A 20,244-nucleotide genomic window follows, 5' to 3' on the forward strand; every position below is an offset into this window, starting at 1 on the left:
GCGCTCAGGTGTTCTGCACGACGATCGACGGGAACTTGCTCGTCATGTCCTTCGCCTTCTCGGCCACGGCAATGGCGACGCGACGGGCGATCTGCTTGTAGACACCGGCAATCGCGCCGTCGGGGTCGGCCACCACGGTCGGACGGCCCGAATCAGCCTGCTCGCGAATGGACAGATTCAGCGGCAGGCTGCCCAGGAACGGCACGCCGTACTGTTCGCACATTTTCTCGCCGCCGCCGGCGCCGAAAATGTGCTCGGTATGGCCGCAGTTTGGGCAGCAGTAGACCGCCATGTTCTCGACCACGCCGATGATGGGAATCCCCACCTTCTCGAACATCTTCAGGCCCTTCTTGGCGTCGAGCAGCGCGATGTCCTGCGGCGTAGTGACGATGACCGCGCCCGTCACAGGCACCTTCTGCGACAACGTGAGCTGGATATCGCCCGTGCCCGGCGGCATGTCAACAATGAGGTAATCCAGGTCGCGCCAGTTGGTCTGCTTGAGCAGTTGTTCGAGCGCCGAGGTCACCATCGGGCCGCGCCAGACCATCGGGTTGTCCTGCTCGATCAGGAAACCGATCGAGTTGGCCTGCAGGCCGTGGCCCTCCATCGGCTCCATCGTCTTACCGTCGGCCGACTCCGGCTGCCCCTGGATGCCCAGCATCATCGGCTGGCTCGGGCCGTAGATGTCGGCGTCCAGAATGCCGACGTTGGCGCCTTCCGCAGCCAGTGCCAGCGCCAGGTTCACGGCCGTGGTCGACTTACCCACCCCGCCCTTGCCCGACGCCACGGCGATGATGTTCTTCACATTCGGCATCAGGTGCACGCCGCGCTGCACCGCGTGCGCGACGATCTTCATCGAGACCTGCACGCTCACATTTTCGACACCTTCCACCTGCCGCAGCGCCCCGATCACCAGCTTGCGGATCGGTTCGAACTGGCTCTTGGCCGGGTAACCGAGTTCCACGTCGAGCGACACATCGCCGCCATCAACCCGGATGTTGCGCGCCGATTTGGACGACACGAGGTCGCGCCCGGTATTGGGATCCACCACGCCGCGCAAGGCTTCGGTGATCTGTTCGATGGTTACGCTCAACATGTGCTCCACAAATCTAATGCAAATGGGGGACGGGCCAACGGTGACGCGGCATGAACTTTGCGACGCCCTGACCACTCTACGTACTGTTTTTGCTATTGTATTTTGCCGGCGCGTCGTTCGTCCGATTCCTCCCCAATATCCCTCAGATGCGCCGGATATCGGCAAACCCACAAGAACCGATCCCGTTACTCGTAGGAGAATTCATGAAAGCCAAGCTTATTTCCGTCTCGCTCATCGCGCTGCTGGCCGCCGGCTGCGCTACCGAGCAGCAGAACCAGACCGCCATGGGCACCGGCGTGGGCGCCGCTGTGGGCGCTGGCATCGGCGCGTTGGTCGGCAACGGCAAGGGTGCCGCCATTGGCGGTGCGCTGGGCGCGGCAACCGGTGCAGCCGTCGGCTACAACTGGGGCGCCATCAAGTCCAAGCTGGCTGGCGATACGGCTGGAACGGGCACGCAAATTTCGGAGCAGCCCGATGGCTCGCTCAAGCTGAACATTCCGAGCCAGGTCTCGTTCGACACCGACAGCGCGGTGATCAAGCCGTCGTTCCGCGGCCCGCTGGATAGCGTGGCACAAACGCTCACGCAACATCCGGAACTGGCCGCCAACGTGGTTGGCCACACGGACAGCACCGGCAACCCGAACTACAACATGACCCTGTCGCAAAAGCGTGCGCAGAGCGTGGCGAGCTACCTGACTGACCGTGGTGTGGCCCGCAACCGCCTCTCCTCCGAAGGCCGTGGCCAGAACCAGCCTGTTGCCGACAATGCCACCGAGGCCGGCCGCGCCCAGAATCGCCGCGTCGAAATTTATTTGAAACCAATTCAGGGGTAACCCTGTCATAGAAAACAGGTGCCGCTTGCCACACGTTGCTGGCTCGCGATGCGTGGCTGACCTCCCGGGCGGTACCTGATTTCTCCTCCTTTTCCGTTGTGGAAAGCTGCGCCGGCTCTGACCGGCGCTTTTTTTTGGGTCACACCATGCGCGGCATCGTGACGCATGGACCAAGCCCCACGATCACATCCGCCACTCCGCAGATTCCTCGCTCCCCGGCTCGACGCCGCCGGGCGCGCTAAAATACGCGTTTTCCCGCGCGCCGCGCTCTGTTCGCGGCCCGCCCGCACTCTTCTGGCCTGCCCATGTCCGAACGTCGCATCCTCGTCACTTCCGCCCTGCCCTATGCCAATGGGCCGATTCACATCGGCCACCTGGTCGAGTACATCCAGACCGATATCTGGGTGCGCTTCCAGCGCATGCGCGGGCATGAGACCTACTACGTGGGTGCCGACGACACGCACGGCACGCCCGTCATGCTGCGCGCCGAGAAGGAAGGCCTGACCCCGCGCCAACTGATCGAACGCGTCTGGACTGAGCACAAGCGCGACTTCGACAACTTCCTCGTCTCGTTCGACAACTACTACAGCACCGACTCCGACGAAAACAAGGAACTGTGCCAGAGCGTCTACCTCAAGCTCAAGGAAGCCGGCCTGATTGACGTGCGCGAAGTCGAGCAGTTCTACGACCCGGTCAAGGAGATGTTCCTGCCGGACCGCTTCATCAAGGGCGAATGCCCGAAGTGCGGCGCAAAAGACCAGTACGGCGATTCGTGCGAAGTCTGCGGCGCGACGTATCAGCCGACCGATCTGAAGAATCCGTATTCCGTGGTGTCGGGCGCGACACCGGTGCGCAAGTCATCGGAGCATTACTTCTTCAAGCTGTCCGACCCGCGCTGCGAAAATTTCCTGCGCGAATGGGTGGCCGACCTGGCCCAGCCCGAAGCCACCAACAAGATGCGCGAATGGCTCGGCGACGAAGGCGAGGCCAAGCTGTCGGACTGGGACATCTCGCGTGATGCGCCGTACTTCGGTTTCGAGATTCCGGGCGCGCCGGGCAAGTACTTCTATGTGTGGCTGGATGCGCCGGTCGGCTACTACGCCAGCTTCAAGAACCTGTGCGCCAAGCGCGGCCTTGATTTCGACTCCTGGATCGCCGAGCACTCGACGACCGAGCAGTACCACTTCATCGGCAAGGACATCCTGTATTTCCACACGCTGTTCTGGCCGGCCATGCTGAAGTTCTCTGGCCACCGCACGCCGACCAACGTGTTCGCCCACGGCTTCCTGACCGTGGACGGCGCCAAGATGAGCAAGTCGCGCGGCACGTTCATCACCGCGCAGAGCTACATCGACACCGGCCTGAACCCGGAATGGCTGCGCTATTACTTCGCGGCCAAGCTGAACGCGACTATGGAAGACCTGGACCTGAACCTGGACGACTTCATCGCCCGTGTGAACAGTGATCTGGTGGGCAAGTTCGTCAACATCGCCAGCCGCTCGGCGGGCTTCCTGGTCAAGCGCTTCGAAGGCCGTGTGAGCGATGCCGCGCTGGGCCACCCGCTGATGTTGCAACTGCGCGAAGCCGCCCCGCAAATCGCCGATCTGTACGAAAAGCGCGAGTACAGCAAGGCGCTGCGTGCGGTGATGGAACTGGCCGACGCCGTCAACGCGTTCGTCGACACCGAAAAGCCGTGGGACCTCGCCAAGGACGAAGCCAACCGCGAAAAGCTGCACGCCGCGTGCTCGGTCGCGCTGGAAGCGTTCCGCCTGCTGGCCGTGTACCTCAAGCCGGTTCTGCCGACCACAGTCGAGCGCATTGAGGCGTTCCTCAATGTTGAGCCGCTGACGTGGCGCGCGATCGATTCGCAACTGTCGTCGGCCAAGCCGATCCAGCCGTACTCGCACCTGATGACGCGCGTGGACAAGAAGCAGGTGGATGCGCTGGTGGAGGCAAATCGTCAGTCGCTGCAGGCCACCGCCGATGCACCGGCTACGGTCGCCAACGGTGCTGCCGCCATCGAGCCGATGGCCGAAACCATCGCCATCGACGATTTCGCCAAGATCGACTTGCGTGTCGCCAAGATCGTCGCGTGCCAGCGTGTGGAAGGATCGAACAAGCTGCTGCAGCTCACGCTGGATGTGGGTGAAGGACAGACGCGGAATGTGTTTTCGGGCATCCAGTCCGCGTATGCGCCGGAAGACCTGGTCGGCAAGCTGACCGTGATGGTGGCGAACCTGGCGCCGCGGAAGATGAAGTTTGGGATGTCGGAGGGGATGGTGCTGGCGGCTTCCGCTGCTGATGAGAAGGCTCAGCCGGGGCTTTACATTCTTGAACCGCACTCTGGGGCGGTGCCGGGGATGCGCGTGCGGTAATGCTTGTTTTGTGAATGGCTTTTAGTGGTCCACTCCCCTTTCGCCCCCAGCGGGGCTGAAACAAGGGTTGGACCACCCAAAAACCCCAAACCACAAGCCCCAATAACAAGAACCATCTAAGCCCCATTCAACCGATCGTCACTACGCGACGTCGTCGTAACCCGTCCATCGGGCCCAAAGTGCACGTTAAAGAAAGCCCGCTGGGTCGGGCTTTCCATCCACCGATACCCCCAAACCTCTTCCTGCTTCAACTTAAACACCTCAACCTTCCCCGGCTTGCCCAGCATCCGGCGGATGTCGTCCTGGGTCTGCCCCACCTGCACACGCCCAAAGTTCTCGGCAGTCAGCGCCTGCTCAATCTTCTGCACGTGCCCATCAGGCCCGATCGTCACAATCCAGGTTGAAGTCCCTTCCGGCCCGCGCGGATACTCCAGCTGCCGCGTGCCACCTTCGCTCTCCCAGATCATCTCGGGCTGACCGGCGGTGGCCCTGACATCGTCCTCGGTGGATTGCCCGGCCACGATGCCTTTGAACAACAGGTTGTCCGGCTTGGCCGATTGCCACGCCCGCTTGGCCGCATCGCCTGCGCGATCCAGAGCCTGGTCGACCTTCTGCTGATCACAGCCGAACAACCCCAGCAATGAAGCCAGAATGCCCATGGTGACTCCCACTTGTGCGCGTTGACGACGATGCAGCATGGAACCCCTCGTTCGAAACATAGACCCGTCGCCATTCTGGCAGCCGGCTTACCCGATTACCAACGCTTGTTGAACAGGACCGACGCGCCATTGATCGTGCCGCCGCGTGCCACCACCGACCACCGCCGCGAGAACTGCCACGTCAGTTTGACGATGGAATCGGCCGTCGACAGGCTCTGCTCATAGCCGACGGTGATCCGCTCCGAGATCGCCTTGCCCAGGCTCACCACCTGCGGATCGGTCAGACCGGCGGTGGACGGCCCAATCGAGAACTCATCGAGCCCGAAGCGCCGTGCCACGTTCTTGCCGGCCACGTTGCCCAGCAGGCCCAGCGCCGCGCCGGACATCGCCTGCTGCTGGCCCAGGCCAGCGTTCGATGCGCTGTAACCGAACATCAGCCAGGAGAGCTTGTCTTCATCGGGCACGTTGGGCTCGGAGACGAGCTTGACGCGTGGCTGGCGCACCGTGCCGGTCACCTGCACGCCGGCTTCGACTTCCTGGTTGCGCCGCATGGCGGTGATGTTGAGCGACGGATTGTTGATCGGCCCGACGAAGTTCAGTACGCCCTGCTCGATGGCCAGCTTGCGGCCGAACGCTTCGTACGTGCTGCCCTGGCGCACGTAGATCGTGCCGGTACCGCGCAGGGGCACGAGCGGTTCGCTGTGCACATGCATCTGCCCGCCGAGTGACAGGTCTGCACCCGCACCCTTGAAGCGGAAGTTGTCGCCAAAATCGACATCGACATCGACCACCGGGCTGAAGCGGCCGGCCGGCTTCTCTTCGCGTTTGACGCCGCGCTCGGCCTGGTTGCGGGCCGCATCGGCGCGACGAACGATGACCACGTCGTCACCCAGCGAGGGCGCGCCGTCCTTGGGCAAATCGAACAGGCCCCGGTCGACCTTGAACTTGCCGGTGATGGCCACCCGGTCGTTGTCGTTAGCGATTCGCGCCTGGCCCGAGAGCACCAGCGTGCGGTCGGGGTCGGCAAAGAGCTGCAGCTTGTCGGCAACGATGGAGCCGGCGAGGTTCGGGTTCGCCTGGCCGAGCTGCACGCGGCCCTGCGCCCGCACGGTGCCGTCGCCGCCGTGGAACACCACCTCTTGGAGGTCAACCACGTTCTGGTCGAGGGCCACGCGCACCACGCCCTTGGTCAGGCGGATGCCCTGGTCGTACAGCGCCACGTCAACGTCCTGGCCGGTCAGGAAGCCGCTCACCTTGGGTTCGCCCACCGTTCCGGCAAACGTCAGGCTGGCCGCGAGCTGCCCGTCCGTTGCGACATCCGGCCCAAGCAGATCACCGATGCCCTTGAGGTGCGGCAAGCTGATCGTCAGACCGCCGGAGAGCGGCGACGTGGGCGCCATGAGCGCCAAGGCGCCTGGGCCGGGGGCTCGCACGAGCCCGACACCTGCGTCGAGGTAAAGGTTGCCGACGCGCGTTGACTGCACGTTCCCGCGCAGCCCGAGGCGCATGCCTTCGCCGCGCGCTTCCACAGTCGCTTCGGTCAAGCCCAACGGTGTGAAACCGCGGCCAGCATTGATCGACAGATCGCCGCTGCGGCGGGCGATGCGCGCCGTGCCCGTGGCCGTGCTGCCGAGGTCCAGATCCCATTGGCCGTCGACGACGAGATCCGTACGTACCGGCGGTGCCTGGCCCGTCCACGTGCGCACCAGTTCCAGCACGCGCGCGATCTGCAAGCCGTCGACGCGGCCGGCGCTGCGCACGTGGCCCTGGGTCGATTCGACACGCTCGATGTGGATGGGCGTCTGGTCCAGCGTCAGGTCTGCGCGGCCCACCATCAGGCGGCCCGGCGCCACCGACAGGCGCACCGGCGCCGTCAGTTGCAGGTTGGGTGCCCCCTGCGCCGACAGCGTGGAGATCGTGCCGTCCCACCCGTCGCCATCCTTGCCGGGTGTCAGTGCACCGGCGCCCGCCAGCGCGAACTTGAACGGCTGGTTGCGCACGTTGCCGTCGGCATCGGCGCGGAAGCGGTGGGCGCGTCGCGTGCCGTCCAGCGTGGCATGGACTTCTCGCAACGACAGGCTCGGGCCCGTCACGCGCTGCGCGGTCAGCTCGAACAACAATGGCCCGTCGATCCCGTCGCGGATCTGCGCGCGGCCGTTGGCGGTATCGACCTTGTTCCCTTGATAGGCCAGTTGATTGGCGCGGAACGTGGCATCCACCTGTGGGCGCTTGATCGTGCCGGAGACATCGCCGGACAAGGTCAGCGCGCCGCTCACGCCAAGCTGCAGGCGTGCGAGCTGCGGCGCGTCGACTTCGACATGCATGCGGTCGCCCGCCCCGCCAAAGCTGCCGCGCAGGCTGGCTCTGTTGCCGGCCACGTCGAGCTTGGCGTCGCTGGGCAGCAGGCGTTCGCCACGCAGGTGGACGTTGCCGTCGCCGGTCATCGGCAAGCCGGCGTAGTCACTATCGCGCACGGCAAACTTGATGGCGGCGTCAATCGGCTCACCCAGCGTGCCCCGCGCATCGAACTCGGCGTTGATGCGGCCCTTGGCCACCTTGGCCAGCCGCGACGGATCGAACTCCGCCAGATTGCCCTTGAAGGCGAACGACTGCGCATCGTCGTGCCTGAGTGTGCCCGCCAGCGTCAGCCGCGAGCGGCCCAGCGACACCTGGGCGCTCTCCACCGCGACCTGCGCCGCATCCAGCACGGCTTTCGCTTGCGCGCGCATGTCGCCGCCGGCCAGATCGAGCGCCACACGCTGCGTGCCGTCCGCAAAGTCGACGGTGATAGGGCCCGCGAGCTTCGTCTTCTCCAGCGACGCGTGCAGTGCCTGCAAGTCGAGCTGGCGCACATCAACGCGCAGTGCGCCGTGCCCCTTCTGCACATCGGCGCCACCCGTGAGCACCGCGCCGCCCAGCAGGCGCACATCCAATCCGTTGAGTTGCTGATCGTTTTCGTTCAGCCGCACCTGTGCGCGCAACGATTGCAGCGGCAGCTTCTGCTTGTCGAGCGTGCCAGGCTGCGCGTTATCGAGCTGAATGGGGCCGGCCACCGTCAGCGTCTTGGCCTTCTCGTCGGGGCGCAGATCGGCGTGGATCGACAGCGATGCTTCCGGTGCGCCCGGTGCAAACGCACGCGGATTCACATGCTCCGCCGATACGACGGCGCGCGACAAGGGCAACGCGCCGAACGGCGTGGCGTCGATCAGCGCCTGCGCGGTCAGCTTGGCGCCGGTGCCGGTCGCATCGATATGCAGCGCCTCCAGCGAGCCCGACAGTTGCGCCGACACCGACGCATCCTGCTTCTGCCCGTTCACCTCAAACTGCGTGGCGAGCGTCGCGGCGCCCGTGAGCGGATACGGCCGCGTGCCGGTCATGCGCAGCGTGGCGGCCAGCTTGCCGGCGGGCGTTTCCATGCCGTCGAGCAGCACGTTGTGGTGCGTGCCGTCGGTGTGCAGGCTGCCGGCAATCGACTTCAGTTCGGTGGTCGACGTGCCCTGCCGGATGGCGAGGCGATCGACTGCAAGCCGGTCCACATCGAGCGCCAGCGGCAGCACCAGTGACTGGGGCGGACCACTCGGCGGTGTGGGCGGTGTCGGATGCAGGATCACCTCGACATTGCCGGCCCGGAGATACGCGAAGTGCGCATGCCACGGGCCACGCGTGATGGCCCAGCGGCCTTCCACATGGTCGATGCGCACTTCCGTGCTGCCCGCGCGCACGTGCAGATCGCGCAGCGACACGCCCTCGCGTACCGTGCCGCCCTCCAGCTTGCCCGACACATAAGCGTTTCCGAAGCGCGTGGCCAGCGACCACAACTGCGCCGTGCCGGACTCCGAATGGATCGCCCAAACCAGCCAGCCGGCCAGCGCCAGCACGATCACCAGGACAAGGGCAACGACGGCTCCGAACCCGCGCAGCATGCGGCGGGCCCAGCCCCGCTCGGGACGCTCGGGACGCTCGGGGCGTGGTGCTTCGGTTGGGTTGGGTTCAGGCGTTTGCGGATCGGTCATCGTCATATTCAGAACGCGATGCCCAGCGACACGCTCGGTCGAAACTGCTTCTGCTGGATGCCATAGGCCATGTCGAGCTGGATCGGCCCCACTGGGCTCTTCCAGCGCACGCCGACGCCCACACCATTGAACCAGCGGCGCTCCGACCAGTTGTCGGTGGCTGTGCCGGTATCCCAGAACACGGCAGCGCCCCATTGCGGCAGGAACCAGCGTTGATACTCCAGCCCGCCGGTGACGAGAAACTTGGTCGGCAGTGTGCTGCCGTTGACGTCGTTACCGATGCTCTGGAAGTCGTAGCCGCGCACCGACTGCGTGCCGCCCGTGCGAAAGCGCAGCGTGGCCGGCACGCCATCGCCGGAACCCGAGGTGATGACTGCGCCCAACTCGCCGCGTGCGACGAAGATGTCGCGCTGCCCCACCGGCACGAATTGGCGGATGCGGCTGTACGACCGCACGAACGATTGGTCCGTCAGCACGCCCTTCACTGCCGCGCCGATCTGCGTGGTGATGATGTTGCCGCGGCGCGGAAACAGCGGGTCGTCCACGTCGCGGCGCGTCCAGGCGAACCCTGGGACGAGCGCCTTGCTCAACTGGCGCTCCGCACCATCGGGACGCAGGTCGTCGTAGTAGAAATCCACGGTGAACGACGTCTCGTAGATGCCGCGCACACGCGTCTGCTTGAAGCCGGAACGATAGCTGCGCGTCTCGGTGCCCGAGGTATCGGTGCGGTCCATGCTGGTGTAGAAGCTATTGACATATTGCTTGTCGTCGGGCGGCACGGTCACGCCGGCAAACAGGTACTGGCGGCGCTGTTCGATGCGGGCTTGCGTGTCGAGCACCCATGCCTTGCTGAACAGGTTCAGATATTGATAGCGCCCTTCAACCGAGGCGCCCGTATCCGTGCCGTAACCCACACCGCTGGTGATGCGGTTGGGCGGGTACTCCCGCACGCGCACGCGCACCGGCGCGTTGACCGGGTTCTTCGGATCGTCGCCCAGGTCAACGATGGCATTGGAAAAATACGGCTGTCCCTGGATGGCGGCCTGCAACGATTGCAGCCGATCGGCTGAGTAGTCCTCACCCACGCGCAACGGGTTCACGTGGTTGATGATGCTGAGCGGGTAGCGCGACAAGCCCTGCACATCCAGCGGCCCCAGCGTGTAAGCCGGGCCGCTGTCATAGCCCACCGACAGGTCCGCCTTGCTTTCGTCCGGATCGACACGCGCCTGCGACGACGTCTGCCTGGCCGCGTAATAGCGTTTGCTCTGCAGCGCCGCCAAACTGTCGTCCTTGGCCTTGTCCCAGCCCGACTGGCGAAAGACCATGCCGTGCTGCAGGCCCCACGACTTCTTCAATTCGTCGATACGCTTGGCGTCTTGCGTGATGGCGCCGGTAAAGTCGAGTGCCACGTTGTCGATGGTGGTACGCGGGCCGGGCTCGACCTTCACGTTGACCACACGGTGGTCCGGCGGGCCTTCCAACTTCGCGCTCGCCTTGGGCACGAAATAGCCTTCGGTGGCCGTCAGCTTGGTGACCTGGTCGCCAATGGTCTCGACCATGTATTGGAGCTGGTCCTCGGTGATGTCCTTGCGGTCTTTGTAACGCGACAGATCCAGATGGCGCTCAAGCAGGTCGCGAATCGACTTCGGCGCTTCGATCTTGACGTCGTATTCAGCGTGCGCCGGCGCGCAGGCGAGGGGCAGGACAAAGCCGGCTGCCAGCACGACGGCGGGCAAACCAAGAAAACGAAAGCGTGGCGGTCGTGACAGTCGCGATGGTCGATTGGAGCCGGTCATCGTGGCAAGCGTGGCGCCGCCCCACGGGCAGGCTGAGTCGAAGGAGAGGCGTATTTGACCATACCGCCCCCGGCGGGTGCCCAGGCAAATGCAACGGATGCTGCCTTCCGGATCGGCCGGAGGGGTTTCGCACGTGCCGTGCCCGGGGCCGGTACAACGGCCAATACGGTAAAATGCGCCGGTTTTCCGCCCGGGCGCTTTCCGTGCGGGCAAGATCACCCAACATCACATACCGCCATGGCCCTGTACAAGTCCGAGATCACCCAGTTCCTGGAAGAACTCAAGACCCAGAAGCCCGACCTGGAAGCGCAGCAGCGCCAAGGTCGCTCCCTGCTGTGGGACAAGGACCCGATCGACCTGGAAGAGCGCGCGCGCGCCAAGTCTGCCCGCGTGGCGCAAAAGCCGTACGTCTACTCGCTGGACTGATCGGCCGACCGGCCCTCAGCCCGCCAGGCTCCGCCGCATGACCACTTCCGCGCAGGACAAGCTGCCACTGCCCGTCGAGCTGCCCAGCGTGGCGCCCGATCAGGATTCCACGCCCGCGCAGGTCGACGGCCTCGCCTTTGCACGGCTCTACGGCGAGCCGCTCTTCAAGCTCCCGCAGGATCTCTACATCCCGCCTGACGCGCTCGAGGTCTTCCTCGAAGCGTTTGAAGGGCCGCTGGACTTGCTGCTGTACCTGATCCGGCGGCAGAACTTCAATGTGCTGGACATTCCGCTGGCGCAGGTCACGCGGCAGTATCTGGCGTACATCGAGCAGATCCGCGCGACCAACCTCGAGCTGGCCGCCGAATACCTGCTCATGGCGGCCATGCTCATCGAGATCAAATCGCGCATGCTGCTGCCGGTCAAGAAGACCGACGAAGGCGTCGAGCCCGAAGACCCGCGCGCCGAGCTGGTCCGCCGCCTGCTCGAGTACGAGCAGATGAAGCTCGCCGCGCAGAAACTCGACACCGTGCCGCAACTGGGCCGCGACTTCCTGCGCGCCCAGGTCTATATCGAGCAGAGCCTCGCGCCGCGCTACCCCGACGTCAATTCCGATGACCTGCGTGTCGCATGGGCCGACGTCCTGCGCCGGGCCAAGCTCACGCAGCACCACAAGATCTCGCGCGAAGAGCTGTCCGTGCGCGAGCATATGAGCCAGATCCTGCGCCGCCTGCAGCACGCACGGTTCATGGAGTTCACCGAGCTGTTCGAAGAAGCAATCCAGTCCGGCAAGGGCGCGCCCATCGTGGTCGTCAACTTTGTCGCCATGCTGGAGCTTTCGCGCGAATCGCTGCTCGAAATCACGCAGGCCGAACCGTACGCGCCCATTTACGTGCGCCTCGCCTATTCTCCGACGTAATTCGTCCGACCTGACCTGGGCCGAATCACACAACAACTATGAAAGTCATCTCGTCGATCCAGGAATTGCGCGACCAGCTGCGCGGCCAGAACCGCGTCGCCTTCGTGCCGACCATGGGCAACCTGCATGAGGGCCACCTGAGCCTCATGCGTCTGGCGCGCCAGCACGGCGACCCGGTGGTGGCGTCCATTTTCGTGAACCGCCTGCAGTTTGGCCCGAACGAAGACTTCGACAAATACCCGCGCACGCTGCAGGACGACATCGAAAAACTGCAGAAGGAAGGCGTGTACGTGCTGTTTGCGCCCACCGAGCGCGACATGTACCCCGAGCCGCAGGAATACCGCGTCGACCCACCGCACGACCTGGGCGACACGCTGGAAGGCGAATTCCGCCCCGGCTTCTTCAAGGGCGTGTGCACGGTGGTGATGAAGCTGTTCTGCTGCGTGCAACCGCGCGTGGCCGTGTTCGGCAAGAAGGACTACCAGCAGTTGATGATCGTGCGCCGCATGGCGCATCAGTTTGCGCTGCCGGTGGACATCATCCCCGCCGAAACGGTGCGCGCGGATGACGGTCTGGCGCTGTCGTCGCGCAACGTCTACCTGACCAACGAAGAGCGCGCCGAAGCGCCCGAGCTGTACCGCACGCTGCACCAGGTCCGTCAGGACGTGCTGGAAACCGTGCTGCAAGGCCAGGCCTCGCACGAAGAGGTGACCAACAAGGCGATGGAATATCTGCGTGGCCGCGGCTGGCAACCCGACTACGTGGCCGTGCGCCGCCGCTCCGACCTGCAACAGCCGACGCCCGAGAACATCGCTGCCGGCGAACCCCTGGTCGTGCTGACCGCCGCGAAGCTCGGCAAGACGCGCCTGATCGATAACCTCGAAATCTGAGCGACGCAGCCTCGCCCCACAAAAAAGCCCGGCGATTGCCGGGCTTTTTTCATGCCGCCGCCGGAGTGTGGGCGACGCTGGCCTGCGGGGGCGATTCCCCCAGCCAATCGAGAATGCCGCTCCACTGCTCCACATCCTTCGCCACGCGCGAAGGCGCCACGTCCCACAGCGTCAAGCCATGCGCGGCCAGTTGCACGTAGTTCTGGGTATCGCGCAGATAGCCGAGGATGGGCACTTCCAGCCCTTGCACGAAACGCTGAAGCTGTTCAGCGGCGCGCGTGCGCATATCCACGCGCATGCCGACCACGCCCAGCTTGACCTCGCCATGGCGCACCGGCTTTTCATCGGCCAGCTTGCGCAGGAAGGCCTGCGTGGCGAGGATGTCGAACATGGACGGCTGCAACGGCACGATCACGTAGCCCGACATCTTGACGAGATCCCCCAGCCGCCAGCCGTGAAGGCCCGCCGGCGTATCGAGCACCACGTGCGTCGTACCTTTGGGCGGCTTGGCGATGTGATCAGCGTTGATTTCCCATGTGCGGATGGGCTTGGCGGTTTCCGGACGCAGGGCCAGCCATTCGCGTGAGGATTGCTGGCGGTCGGTGTCGCCCAGCATCACGGCGTGATCCCGCGCGGCAAAGTAGCCGGCCAGATTGGTGGCCAGCGTGCTTTTGCCCACTCCGCCCTTCGGATTCGCTACAACGGCCACCGGCATGCCTGCCTCCTTGTACACATCGCGCGCGCGTCGAACCATGTGCAGATTCGATCACCCAGAGAATCTGCCCATTCGCCAATTATGGCTCAGCCCGCACGTGGCAGCGCCCCGAAGAGCGCGGCGAGGTCCAGATGCGCTTGGCATGTGTCGGCTAGACGTTCCAGCGATGCCTCACGCAATGCGGCGTAGTCCTGCGCCTGCGCATCACGCACGCCGGCCCAGGCAAGCAGCGCGCGACACGCCTCGGGCGCATCGAACAGGCCATGCAGATACGTGGCGAAGATCTGACCATCGGCCGAGATCGCGCCATCTGCGCGGCCATCGTCGAGCTGTACGGCGGGGCGGGCGAGTGCCGGCCCCTCGGTTACGCCCATGTGGATTTCATAGCCGGCGATGGCCGCACCGTTTTCGGCCAAAGTCCCGCGCACTTGACGCAACTGCTTGGCCGTCTCCAGCGTGGTCTCAAAATCGAGATAGCCGAGACCCTCGACGCTGCCGGGTGCACCCTCCAGCCCATGCGAATCATGCAAGCGCCGCCCCAGCATCTGCATGCCGCCGCAGATGCCGATCAGCTTGCCGCCATAGCGCAGATGCCGCGCGATGGCCGCTTCCCAGCCATTGGCGCGCAGCCAGGCGAGGTCGGCCTGCACGCTCTTGCTGCCGGGCAGGATGATGAGGTCGGCCGGCGGAATCGGCTGGCCAGGGCCGACCAGGCGGACATCCACCTGCGGGTGCGCGCGCAACGCATCGAAATCGGTGTGGTTGGATACACGCGGCAATACCGGAATGACGACGCGCAGCGCATCGGCCGAGACTGCGCGCTGCACCGTCTGCACCGCGTCTTCTGCGTCGAGATGCAGGCCATGCAGATATGGCAGCACACCAAACACCGGCTTGCCCGTCTGCGCGGTCAGCCAGTCGAGCCCCGGCGTCAGCAATGAAAGGTCGCCGCGGAACCGGTTGATGATGAAGCCTGCCACGCGCGCGCGTTCGCTGTCCGACAGGCAGGCGAGCGTGCCGACGAGGTGCGCGAAGACGCCGCCGCGATCGATGTCGGCGACGAGCACGACGGGACAATCGACGGCTTCGGCAAAACCCATGTTGGCGATGTCGCGGTCGCGCAGGTTGATCTCGGCCGGGCTGCCGGCGCCCTCCACCAGCACGAGGTCGTACTGCGCGCGCAGCCGCATGTGCGATTCAAGCACGGCGGCCATGGCGGTGGGCTTGTAGTCGTGATATGCGCGGGCATCGAGATCGCAGCGCGGCTGACCGTGGATGATGATCTGCGCGCCGGTGTCGCTGTTGGGCTTGAGCAGTACGGGGTTCATGTCGACCGTGGGTGCAACGCCTGCAGCCTGCGCCTGCAACGCCTGGGCGCGGCCGATTTCGCCCCCGTCTGCGGTGACGGCGCTGTTGAGCGCCATGTTCTGCGGCTTGAACGGCGACACGCGCACACCGGCGCGATGTGCAACGCGGCACAGGCCGGCGACCAGCGTGCTCTTGCCGGCGTCGGACGTGGTGCCCTGGATCATCAGCGTGCCTCGAAGCGGGCCCGGCGGCACAGGAAATGGAGCTTTCGACATGCGCGGATTATCGCACCCGCTTTATGGTGCCTGGCTGCTGCGCCCTCGCTAGAATGCTGGAATGTCACGCCGCCTCACACTCGTCCTCGGTGGTGCCCGCTCGGGCAAGAGCCACCATGCCGAACAGCTCGCGCTGCAATGCGCGGGGCCAGTCACGTACGTCGCCACCGCCGGCGAGGACGATGAAGAGATGCAATTGCGCGTGGCCCTGCACCGCGCGCGCCGTCCGGCCAATTGGGGGCTGGTAGAAGAGCCCGTGCACCTGGCAGAAGCGCTCTACACGCATGCGCAGCACGGTGGCTGTGTGCTGGTCGATTGCATGACGCTGTGGCTCAACAATCTGCTCTTCTCAGAGCATCATGAATACCCCGACACGGGCCTCGTCACGCCGCCCGAAGCCTGGACGGCCGAGATCGACGCGCTCCTCACCGCCCTGCCACTGCTGCCCGGCGAGGTCATCCTCGTGAGCAACGAGATCGGCCTGGGCGTGGTACCGATGGGCGCCGTCACGCGTTTCTACGTGGATGAGCTGGGCCGTCTGAACCAACGCCTCGCCGCACTGGCCGACAACGTGCATCTGCTGGTGGCCGGCATACCGATGGTGGTGAAAGGGCCGGCACTCGGCACAGCCACGTGAGCGCGCCGTCGGGCGGTGTATTCGATCTCGGGTGGCTGCTCGTGACGCTGGCCGCGCTCGGCGGCGTGCTGCTCGATCAGCGACTCGGCGAGGTGCCGCGCTGGCATCCGCTGGTCGGCTTCGGGCGCCTCGCCACAGCGATTGAGCGCAGCATGAACCGCACACCCGCTGCGTTGGCCTGGTCGCGCGTCGTCGGTCTCGTCGCATGGGTGGTCACCGTGTTGCCGTTTGTGCTGCTCGCGGGATGGCTCGTCGTCATGGCGCGTGCTGCGTCGCCATGGCTGGTGGTAGCGCTTGATGCCATCGCGCTGTATTTCTCCATCGGCGCGCGCAGCTTGCATGACCACATCGCGCCGATTGCGCTTGCGTTGCGCAATGCGGATCTGCCCCACGCACGCGCCCTCGCCTCGCGCATCGTCTCGCGTGATCTCACACAAGCCACCGACGAGCCCATCGCGCGGGCGGCCGTGGAGTCTGCGTTGGAGAACGGCAGCGATGCCGTCTTCGCGCCGCTGTTCTGGCTCGTGGTGGCGGGCGCACCCGGCGTGCTGCTGTATCGGTTGGCCAACACGCTCGATGCTATGTGGGGCTACCGCAATGCGCACTTCACCGGCTTTGGCTGGGCGGCCGCGCGCATCGACGACGTGCTCAACTGGATTCCCGCGCGACTCACGGCAATGAGCTACGCCCTGCTCGGCCACACCGCCGATGCGCTGCACTGCTGGCGCACGCAGGCCCCGCAATGGTCGAGCCCCAACGCGGGCCCGGTGATGGCCGCCGGCGCGGGCAGCCTGCGCGTTCAGTTGGGGGGAGCCGCCCGCTACGAAGGCGTGGAAGAAGCGCGTCCGCCGCTCGGCACCGGCGCGCCCGCGACCGCAGCGGATATCGCGCGTGCGTTGACGCTGGTGTCGCGCACGTTGTGGTTGTGGCTCGGCGTACTGTGCCTGGTCGCGGCCTTGAAGTGGGGCTTGCTGTGAGCGGTATCGTCCACGGCGGCAATCTCGCGGCGGCACGCGCGCTGTACGGAGCGCCGGCCGACGGTTGGCTGGACCTGTCCACAGGCATCAACCCACACGGCTATCCCATCCCGCCGATTCCACCCGATGCCTGGTTGCGCCTGCCCGAAGACGATGGCCTCGAAGCTCAGGCCGCCGCGCACTACGGCGTGACCGATGCGCGTGCCGTGCTGGCGGTTGCGGGTTCGCAGGCGGCAATCCGCATGCTGCCGACCCTGTTGCCGCGCGGGCGTGCTGGCATTGCACAGATGGGCTACAGCGAATACGCCCCAGCTTTTGCGCGCGCCGGCCACGACGTCGTACCGCTGCCTGAGGGCGCCTTCCTCGGCGAGCTGCCAAATGACGTGCAGCACCTGGTTGTCGTCAACCCGAACAACCCGACGGCACGCGTGCTGCCCGCGCAAACCCTGCGCGATTGGCACACGCGCCTGCATGCGCGCGGCGGTACGTTGATCGTGGACGAGGCCTTTATCGAAGCGCTGGACGATGGCCCCACGTTGGCGTCGCTGGCTGGAATGCCCGGGCTCGTCGTGCTGCGCTCGATCGGCAAGTTCTATGGCCTGGCGGGTGCCCGCATCGGCTTCACGCTGGGGGCGCCGGACCTGCTGACCGCGCTGCGCGAGGCGTTGGGGCACTGGACCGTCAACGGCCCGGCCCATACCGTAGTGCGTGCGGCGCTGGCCGATACTGCCTGGCAAGCTTCCACGCGCGCGCACCTGCAGCGCGCGGGCGCGCGGCTCTCGGCGTTGCTTGATCGCCACGGCCTGCCGAATGCCGCCACGCCGCTGTTTGCCTGGGCACCCGCCCCGCATGCGCCGGCGCTGCATGCAAGCCTGGCGCGTCTGGGCATCTGGACCCGCCTGTTCGATGCGCCCGTCTGCGGCTTGCGCTTCGGCCTGCCCCCGGATGAGACCGGATGGCAACGCCTTGCCGATGCGCTAGCATCGCTGTCGCGCTCCGTCTGACCTGCCCCCCCCCCGATGCCAGCTCGCCTCTCTCGTCTCGCCCGTCGCCTCTGTGCACTGGGTTTCACCGTACTTGCGCTCACGATCGCTCCCGCGCGGGCACTTGCCGCCATCTCCGTCACAGACGATAGCGGTGCCACCGTTACGCTGCAGCGCCCCGCGCAACGCATCGTCAGCCTCGCGCCGCATGCGACCGAGCTGCTGTTCGCGGCCGGCGGCGGTGCACGCATCGTCGGCACCGTGGCTTACAGCGACTATCCGCCGCCGGCACGCGACATTCCGCACGTGGGCGATAACCGCTCGCTCGATCTGGAGCGCATCGCCGCCCTCAAGCCCGATCTGGTGGTGGTCTGGCGCCACGGCAACGCGCAAAAGCAGATCGACCGCCTGCGTGCGCTGGGCATTCCGCTGTTCTTCTCCGAGCCGCATCGCATGAGCGATATTCCCCGCTCGATCGAGGCACTCGGCACACTGCTTGATACCCGCGCCAGCGCACACGACGCGGCCCAGCAGTTCCGCCAGCGCACCGATACGCTGCGCCAGCGCTACGCGAGCCGGCCGCCGGTTTCGGTGTTCTATCAGGTATGGGAACAGCCGCTGATGACGCTCAACGGGCAGCACATCTTCTCTGACATGCTGGCGCTGTGCGGCGGCCGCAATGTGTTTGCCAGCGAGCCCTTGCTGGTGCCGACCGTCTCGCCCGAGGCCGTGATCGCAGCCAACCCCGAAGTGCTGCTGACCGCCAGCATGGGCGCCACGCAAGGCAGCCGCCCGATCGATACGCTCGACGCTTGGAAGCGCTGGCCGCAATTGCTGGCCGTGCAGCGCAGCAACCTCTTTAGCATCAATGGTGACCTGATCAACCGCTTCGGCCCGCGCCTGGTGGACGCGGCAACGCTGTTGTGCGAAGACCTGGAACAAGCCCGCATGCGGCGCCCGGGTTCGCAAACCACGAACGCTCTGGGCCGCTAAACCGCGTCGCCAGTCAACGGTTCCAGAACAACAGCACCGGCAACGCGTCGGGCTGCACGCGAAAGCCGCAGGCTGCCCCCCATTGCAACGGCCATTGCAGCGTCTCGGCCAACGGCCGTTGCAACCAGTGCGCCGCCAGCGCACGCATACAGCCGGCATGCGTCACCGCCCACACGCAAGACGTGGGCATCGCGGTGGTTGCCTTGGCCCAGGTCGTCACGCGCGCCAGCAACGCCGCCGCCGATTCCCCGCCATGCGGATTGCCGTGCACGAGATCGCGCGCCCAGAGGTCGATTTGCGCGCGCGGGATGTCATCCCACTGGCAGCCCTCCCAGGCGCCGAAATCGAGTTCCATCAATTGCGCATCGATTTCGATGGCGGGCAGTTGAGCTGCCTGCGCCATGGCTTCGGCGGTCAGGCGGCTGCGTTGCAACGGGCTCGCCAGCAGACGAAGCGGTGTGTGGGCGGTGAGTTTCTCGACGATGGCCGCAGGGTCGGGGTCCATCGGCGAAGCCAGTTCCAGATCGGTGCGGCCATAGCAGAGACCGGCGGTCATGGCAGGCCGCGCGTGGCGGATCAGGATCACATCCATGCCAGCACCCCCCACAGAGTCAGCAGCTCGAAAATCTGCTGCGCCATCCCCAGACAATCCCCCGTGATGCCACCGATGCGACGCACGAAGTAGCGACCCAGCAGCCAGCGCGCAACGATCAAGCCAACGACAACGCGCGCCGCGCACATCGGCCCGAACCACAGCAGCGGTACAACACCGAACACGCCGGCCCATAGAGCATCGCTCCATCGCATGCGCTGCGCAACCGGCTTGGCCTTACCTTCGGCGCGGACGTAGTCGTGTGTGAGCAGGTAGCTGACGGCCGCCGCGCGGCTTGCAGCATGCGCGGCCACCATTGCAACGAGGATGGCCATGCCATGCGACGCCATCGCGCTCAGCAATTGCCACTTCAGCAGCAACGCCATGCACACGGCAATCGCCCCGAACGCGCCGATGCGCGAATCGTGCATGATGCGCAGCCGGTCTTCAGCCGTGTAGCCACCGCCAAAGCCGTCGGCGCAATCGGCCAGACCGTCCTCATGAAACGCGCCGGTCAGCAACAGCGTAGCCACCATCGACATGGCGACAGCCACACCTGCCGCAGGCACCGTGCGCGACACGAGCCAATACACCGCGGCCGCCACCGCGCCCACCAACCAGCCAATCAGCGGAAAGTAGCGCGCCGCCCGATTCAACCCCGCTTGCGAGAACCCGACCGACGCCGGCACGGGGATGCGGGTGAAATACCCGACCGCCGTCCACAGCGCCTGCCAATGTTCGCGCAAGGCGTTCATGG

General features: G+C 65.7%; 17 protein-coding genes. 9 read left to right on the forward strand and 8 right to left on the reverse strand.

Features of this window, described 5'->3' with window-relative positions; all coding sequences use genetic code 11:
* Nucleotides 1–4: 4 nt before the first annotated feature.
* Complete coding sequence (gene apbC, locus R2N16_RS14545) at nt 5–1,093, reverse strand: iron-sulfur cluster carrier protein ApbC (RefSeq protein WP_316666589.1); 1,089 nt, start codon at nt 1,091–1,093, stop codon at nt 5–7.
* A 206-nt stretch (nt 1,094–1,299) separates the two neighbouring features.
* Between apbC and R2N16_RS14550 the strand changes: the two genes are divergently transcribed.
* Both R2N16_RS14550 and metG read left to right on the forward strand, forming a co-directional pair.
* Nucleotides 1,300–1,929, forward strand: a complete 630-nt coding sequence (locus R2N16_RS14550; protein ID WP_154206677.1) for a YiaD family glycine zipper/OmpA-like lipoprotein — start codon at nt 1,300–1,302, stop codon at nt 1,927–1,929.
* Between the two features lie 305 nt (nt 1,930–2,234).
* A complete protein-coding gene (metG, locus tag R2N16_RS14555) occupies nt 2,235–4,304 on the forward strand; it encodes a methionine--tRNA ligase (protein WP_316666456.1) in 2,070 nt (689 codons plus the stop codon).
* A gap of 116 nt (nt 4,305–4,420) precedes the next feature.
* Here the strand turns inward: metG and R2N16_RS14560 are convergent, their stop codons facing one another.
* From R2N16_RS14560 to R2N16_RS14570, 3 genes are all read right to left on the reverse strand, one after another.
* A complete protein-coding gene (locus R2N16_RS14560; RefSeq protein WP_316666590.1) occupies nt 4,421–4,963 on the reverse strand; it encodes a hypothetical protein in 543 nt (180 codons plus the stop codon).
* A 95-nt stretch (nt 4,964–5,058) separates the two neighbouring features.
* The gene (locus R2N16_RS14565) at nt 5,059–8,976 is read right to left on the reverse strand and encodes a translocation/assembly module TamB domain-containing protein (protein WP_428984133.1); all 3,918 of its coding nucleotides are present in this window, start codon (nt 8,974–8,976) and stop codon (nt 5,059–5,061) included.
* 8 nt (nt 8,977–8,984) lie between these two features.
* Entirely contained in the window at nt 8,985–10,772 is a 1,788-nt protein-coding gene (locus tag R2N16_RS14570) for an autotransporter assembly complex protein TamA (protein ID WP_316666458.1), read from the reverse strand.
* A gap of 237 nt (nt 10,773–11,009) precedes the next feature.
* Here R2N16_RS14570 and R2N16_RS14575 point away from each other — a divergent pair, with 237 nt between their 5' ends.
* Genes R2N16_RS14575 through panC form a run of 3 tightly spaced genes read left to right on the forward strand, consistent with a single transcriptional unit; the run spans nt 11,010 to nt 13,007 of the window.
* Entirely contained in the window at nt 11,010–11,198 is a 189-nt protein-coding gene (locus R2N16_RS14575) for a DUF3460 family protein (RefSeq protein ID WP_009241263.1), read from the forward strand.
* 37 nt (nt 11,199–11,235) lie between these two features.
* On the forward strand, nt 11,236–12,117 hold the full coding sequence (locus R2N16_RS14580) for a segregation and condensation protein A (protein ID WP_316666459.1): 882 nt from the start codon (nt 11,236–11,238) through the stop codon (nt 12,115–12,117).
* A gap of 38 nt (nt 12,118–12,155) precedes the next feature.
* On the forward strand, nt 12,156–13,007 hold the full coding sequence (gene panC, locus R2N16_RS14585; protein ID WP_316666460.1) for a pantoate--beta-alanine ligase: 852 nt from the start codon (nt 12,156–12,158) through the stop codon (nt 13,005–13,007).
* Between the two features lie 49 nt (nt 13,008–13,056).
* Here panC and R2N16_RS14590 read toward each other — a convergent pair whose 3' ends face one another.
* Nucleotides 13,057–13,722 carry a nucleotide-binding protein gene (locus tag R2N16_RS14590; RefSeq protein WP_316666591.1) on the reverse strand — a complete coding sequence of 222 codons (666 nt, stop codon included), beginning with the start codon at nt 13,720–13,722 and terminating at the stop codon, nt 13,057–13,059.
* Between the two features lie 86 nt (nt 13,723–13,808).
* Entirely contained in the window at nt 13,809–15,305 is a 1,497-nt protein-coding gene (locus R2N16_RS14595; protein WP_316666461.1) for a cobyric acid synthase, read from the reverse strand.
* Between the two features lie 61 nt (nt 15,306–15,366).
* On the opposite strand from R2N16_RS14595, the gene cobU reads away from it, so the two are divergent.
* Genes cobU through R2N16_RS14615 form a run of 4 tightly spaced genes read left to right on the forward strand, consistent with a single transcriptional unit; the run spans nt 15,367 to nt 18,895 of the window.
* Complete coding sequence (cobU, locus tag R2N16_RS14600) at nt 15,367–15,942, forward strand: bifunctional adenosylcobinamide kinase/adenosylcobinamide-phosphate guanylyltransferase (protein ID WP_316666462.1); 576 nt, start codon at nt 15,367–15,369, stop codon at nt 15,940–15,942.
* Nucleotides 15,939–16,919: an adenosylcobinamide-phosphate synthase CbiB gene (gene cbiB / locus R2N16_RS14605; RefSeq protein ID WP_316666463.1), complete on the forward strand. Its 981-nt coding sequence runs from the start codon at nt 15,939–15,941 to the stop codon at nt 16,917–16,919. The genes cobU and cbiB overlap by 4 nt, the downstream gene beginning before the upstream one ends.
* The gene (gene cobD, locus R2N16_RS14610) at nt 16,916–17,923 is read left to right on the forward strand and encodes a threonine-phosphate decarboxylase CobD (protein WP_316666464.1); all 1,008 of its coding nucleotides are present in this window, start codon (nt 16,916–16,918) and stop codon (nt 17,921–17,923) included. Before cbiB ends, cobD begins: the two co-directional genes overlap by 4 nt.
* Before the next feature lie 15 nt (nt 17,924–17,938).
* Nucleotides 17,939–18,895 carry a cobalamin-binding protein gene (locus tag R2N16_RS14615; RefSeq protein ID WP_316666465.1) on the forward strand — a complete coding sequence of 319 codons (957 nt, stop codon included), beginning with the start codon at nt 17,939–17,941 and terminating at the stop codon, nt 18,893–18,895.
* 13 nt (nt 18,896–18,908) lie between these two features.
* On the opposite strand, the gene cobC is transcribed toward R2N16_RS14615, so the two are convergent.
* Entirely contained in the window at nt 18,909–19,487 is a 579-nt protein-coding gene (cobC, locus tag R2N16_RS14620) for an alpha-ribazole phosphatase (protein ID WP_316666466.1), read from the reverse strand.
* Nucleotides 19,478–20,242 carry an adenosylcobinamide-GDP ribazoletransferase gene (locus tag R2N16_RS14625; RefSeq protein WP_316666467.1) on the reverse strand — a complete coding sequence of 255 codons (765 nt, stop codon included), beginning with the start codon at nt 20,240–20,242 and terminating at the stop codon, nt 19,478–19,480. The genes cobC and R2N16_RS14625 overlap by 10 nt, the downstream gene beginning before the upstream one ends.
* Between the last annotated feature and the right edge of the window lie 2 nt (nt 20,243–20,244).

Origin of the sequence: Ralstonia psammae, from assembly GCF_958405935.1 — a bacterium.
Classification (GTDB): Bacteria; Pseudomonadota; Gammaproteobacteria; order Burkholderiales; family Burkholderiaceae; genus Ralstonia; species Ralstonia psammae.

Coding starts and splice junctions, on each gene's coding strand:
- R2N16_RS14550 (WP_154206677.1), top strand. CDS start 1,300: ATGAAAGCCAAGCTTATTTCCGTCTCGCTCATCGCGCTGCTGGCCGCC.
- metG (WP_316666456.1), top strand. CDS start 2,235: ATGTCCGAACGTCGCATCCTCGTCACTTCCGCCCTGCCCTATGCCAAT.
- R2N16_RS14560 (WP_316666590.1), bottom strand. CDS start 4,963: ATGGGCATTCTGGCTTCATTGCTGGGGTTGTTCGGCTGTGATCAGCAG.
- R2N16_RS14565 (WP_428984133.1), bottom strand. CDS start 8,976: ATGACCGATCCGCAAACGCCTGAACCCAACCCAACCGAAGCACCACGC.
- R2N16_RS14570 (WP_316666458.1), bottom strand. CDS start 10,772: ATGACCGGCTCCAATCGACCATCGCGACTGTCACGACCGCCACGCTTT.
- R2N16_RS14575 (WP_009241263.1), top strand. CDS start 11,010: ATGGCCCTGTACAAGTCCGAGATCACCCAGTTCCTGGAAGAACTCAAG.
- R2N16_RS14580 (WP_316666459.1), top strand. CDS start 11,236: ATGACCACTTCCGCGCAGGACAAGCTGCCACTGCCCGTCGAGCTGCCC.
- panC (WP_316666460.1), top strand. CDS start 12,156: ATGAAAGTCATCTCGTCGATCCAGGAATTGCGCGACCAGCTGCGCGGC.
- R2N16_RS14590 (WP_316666591.1), bottom strand. CDS start 13,722: ATGCCGGTGGCCGTTGTAGCGAATCCGAAGGGCGGAGTGGGCAAAAGC.
- R2N16_RS14595 (WP_316666461.1), bottom strand. CDS start 15,305: ATGTCGAAAGCTCCATTTCCTGTGCCGCCGGGCCCGCTTCGAGGCACG.
- cobU (WP_316666462.1), top strand. CDS start 15,367: ATGTCACGCCGCCTCACACTCGTCCTCGGTGGTGCCCGCTCGGGCAAG.
- R2N16_RS14615 (WP_316666465.1), top strand. CDS start 17,939: ATGCCAGCTCGCCTCTCTCGTCTCGCCCGTCGCCTCTGTGCACTGGGT.
- cobC (WP_316666466.1), bottom strand. CDS start 19,487: ATGGATGTGATCCTGATCCGCCACGCGCGGCCTGCCATGACCGCCGGT.
- R2N16_RS14625 (WP_316666467.1), bottom strand. CDS start 20,242: ATGAACGCCTTGCGCGAACATTGGCAGGCGCTGTGGACGGCGGTCGGG.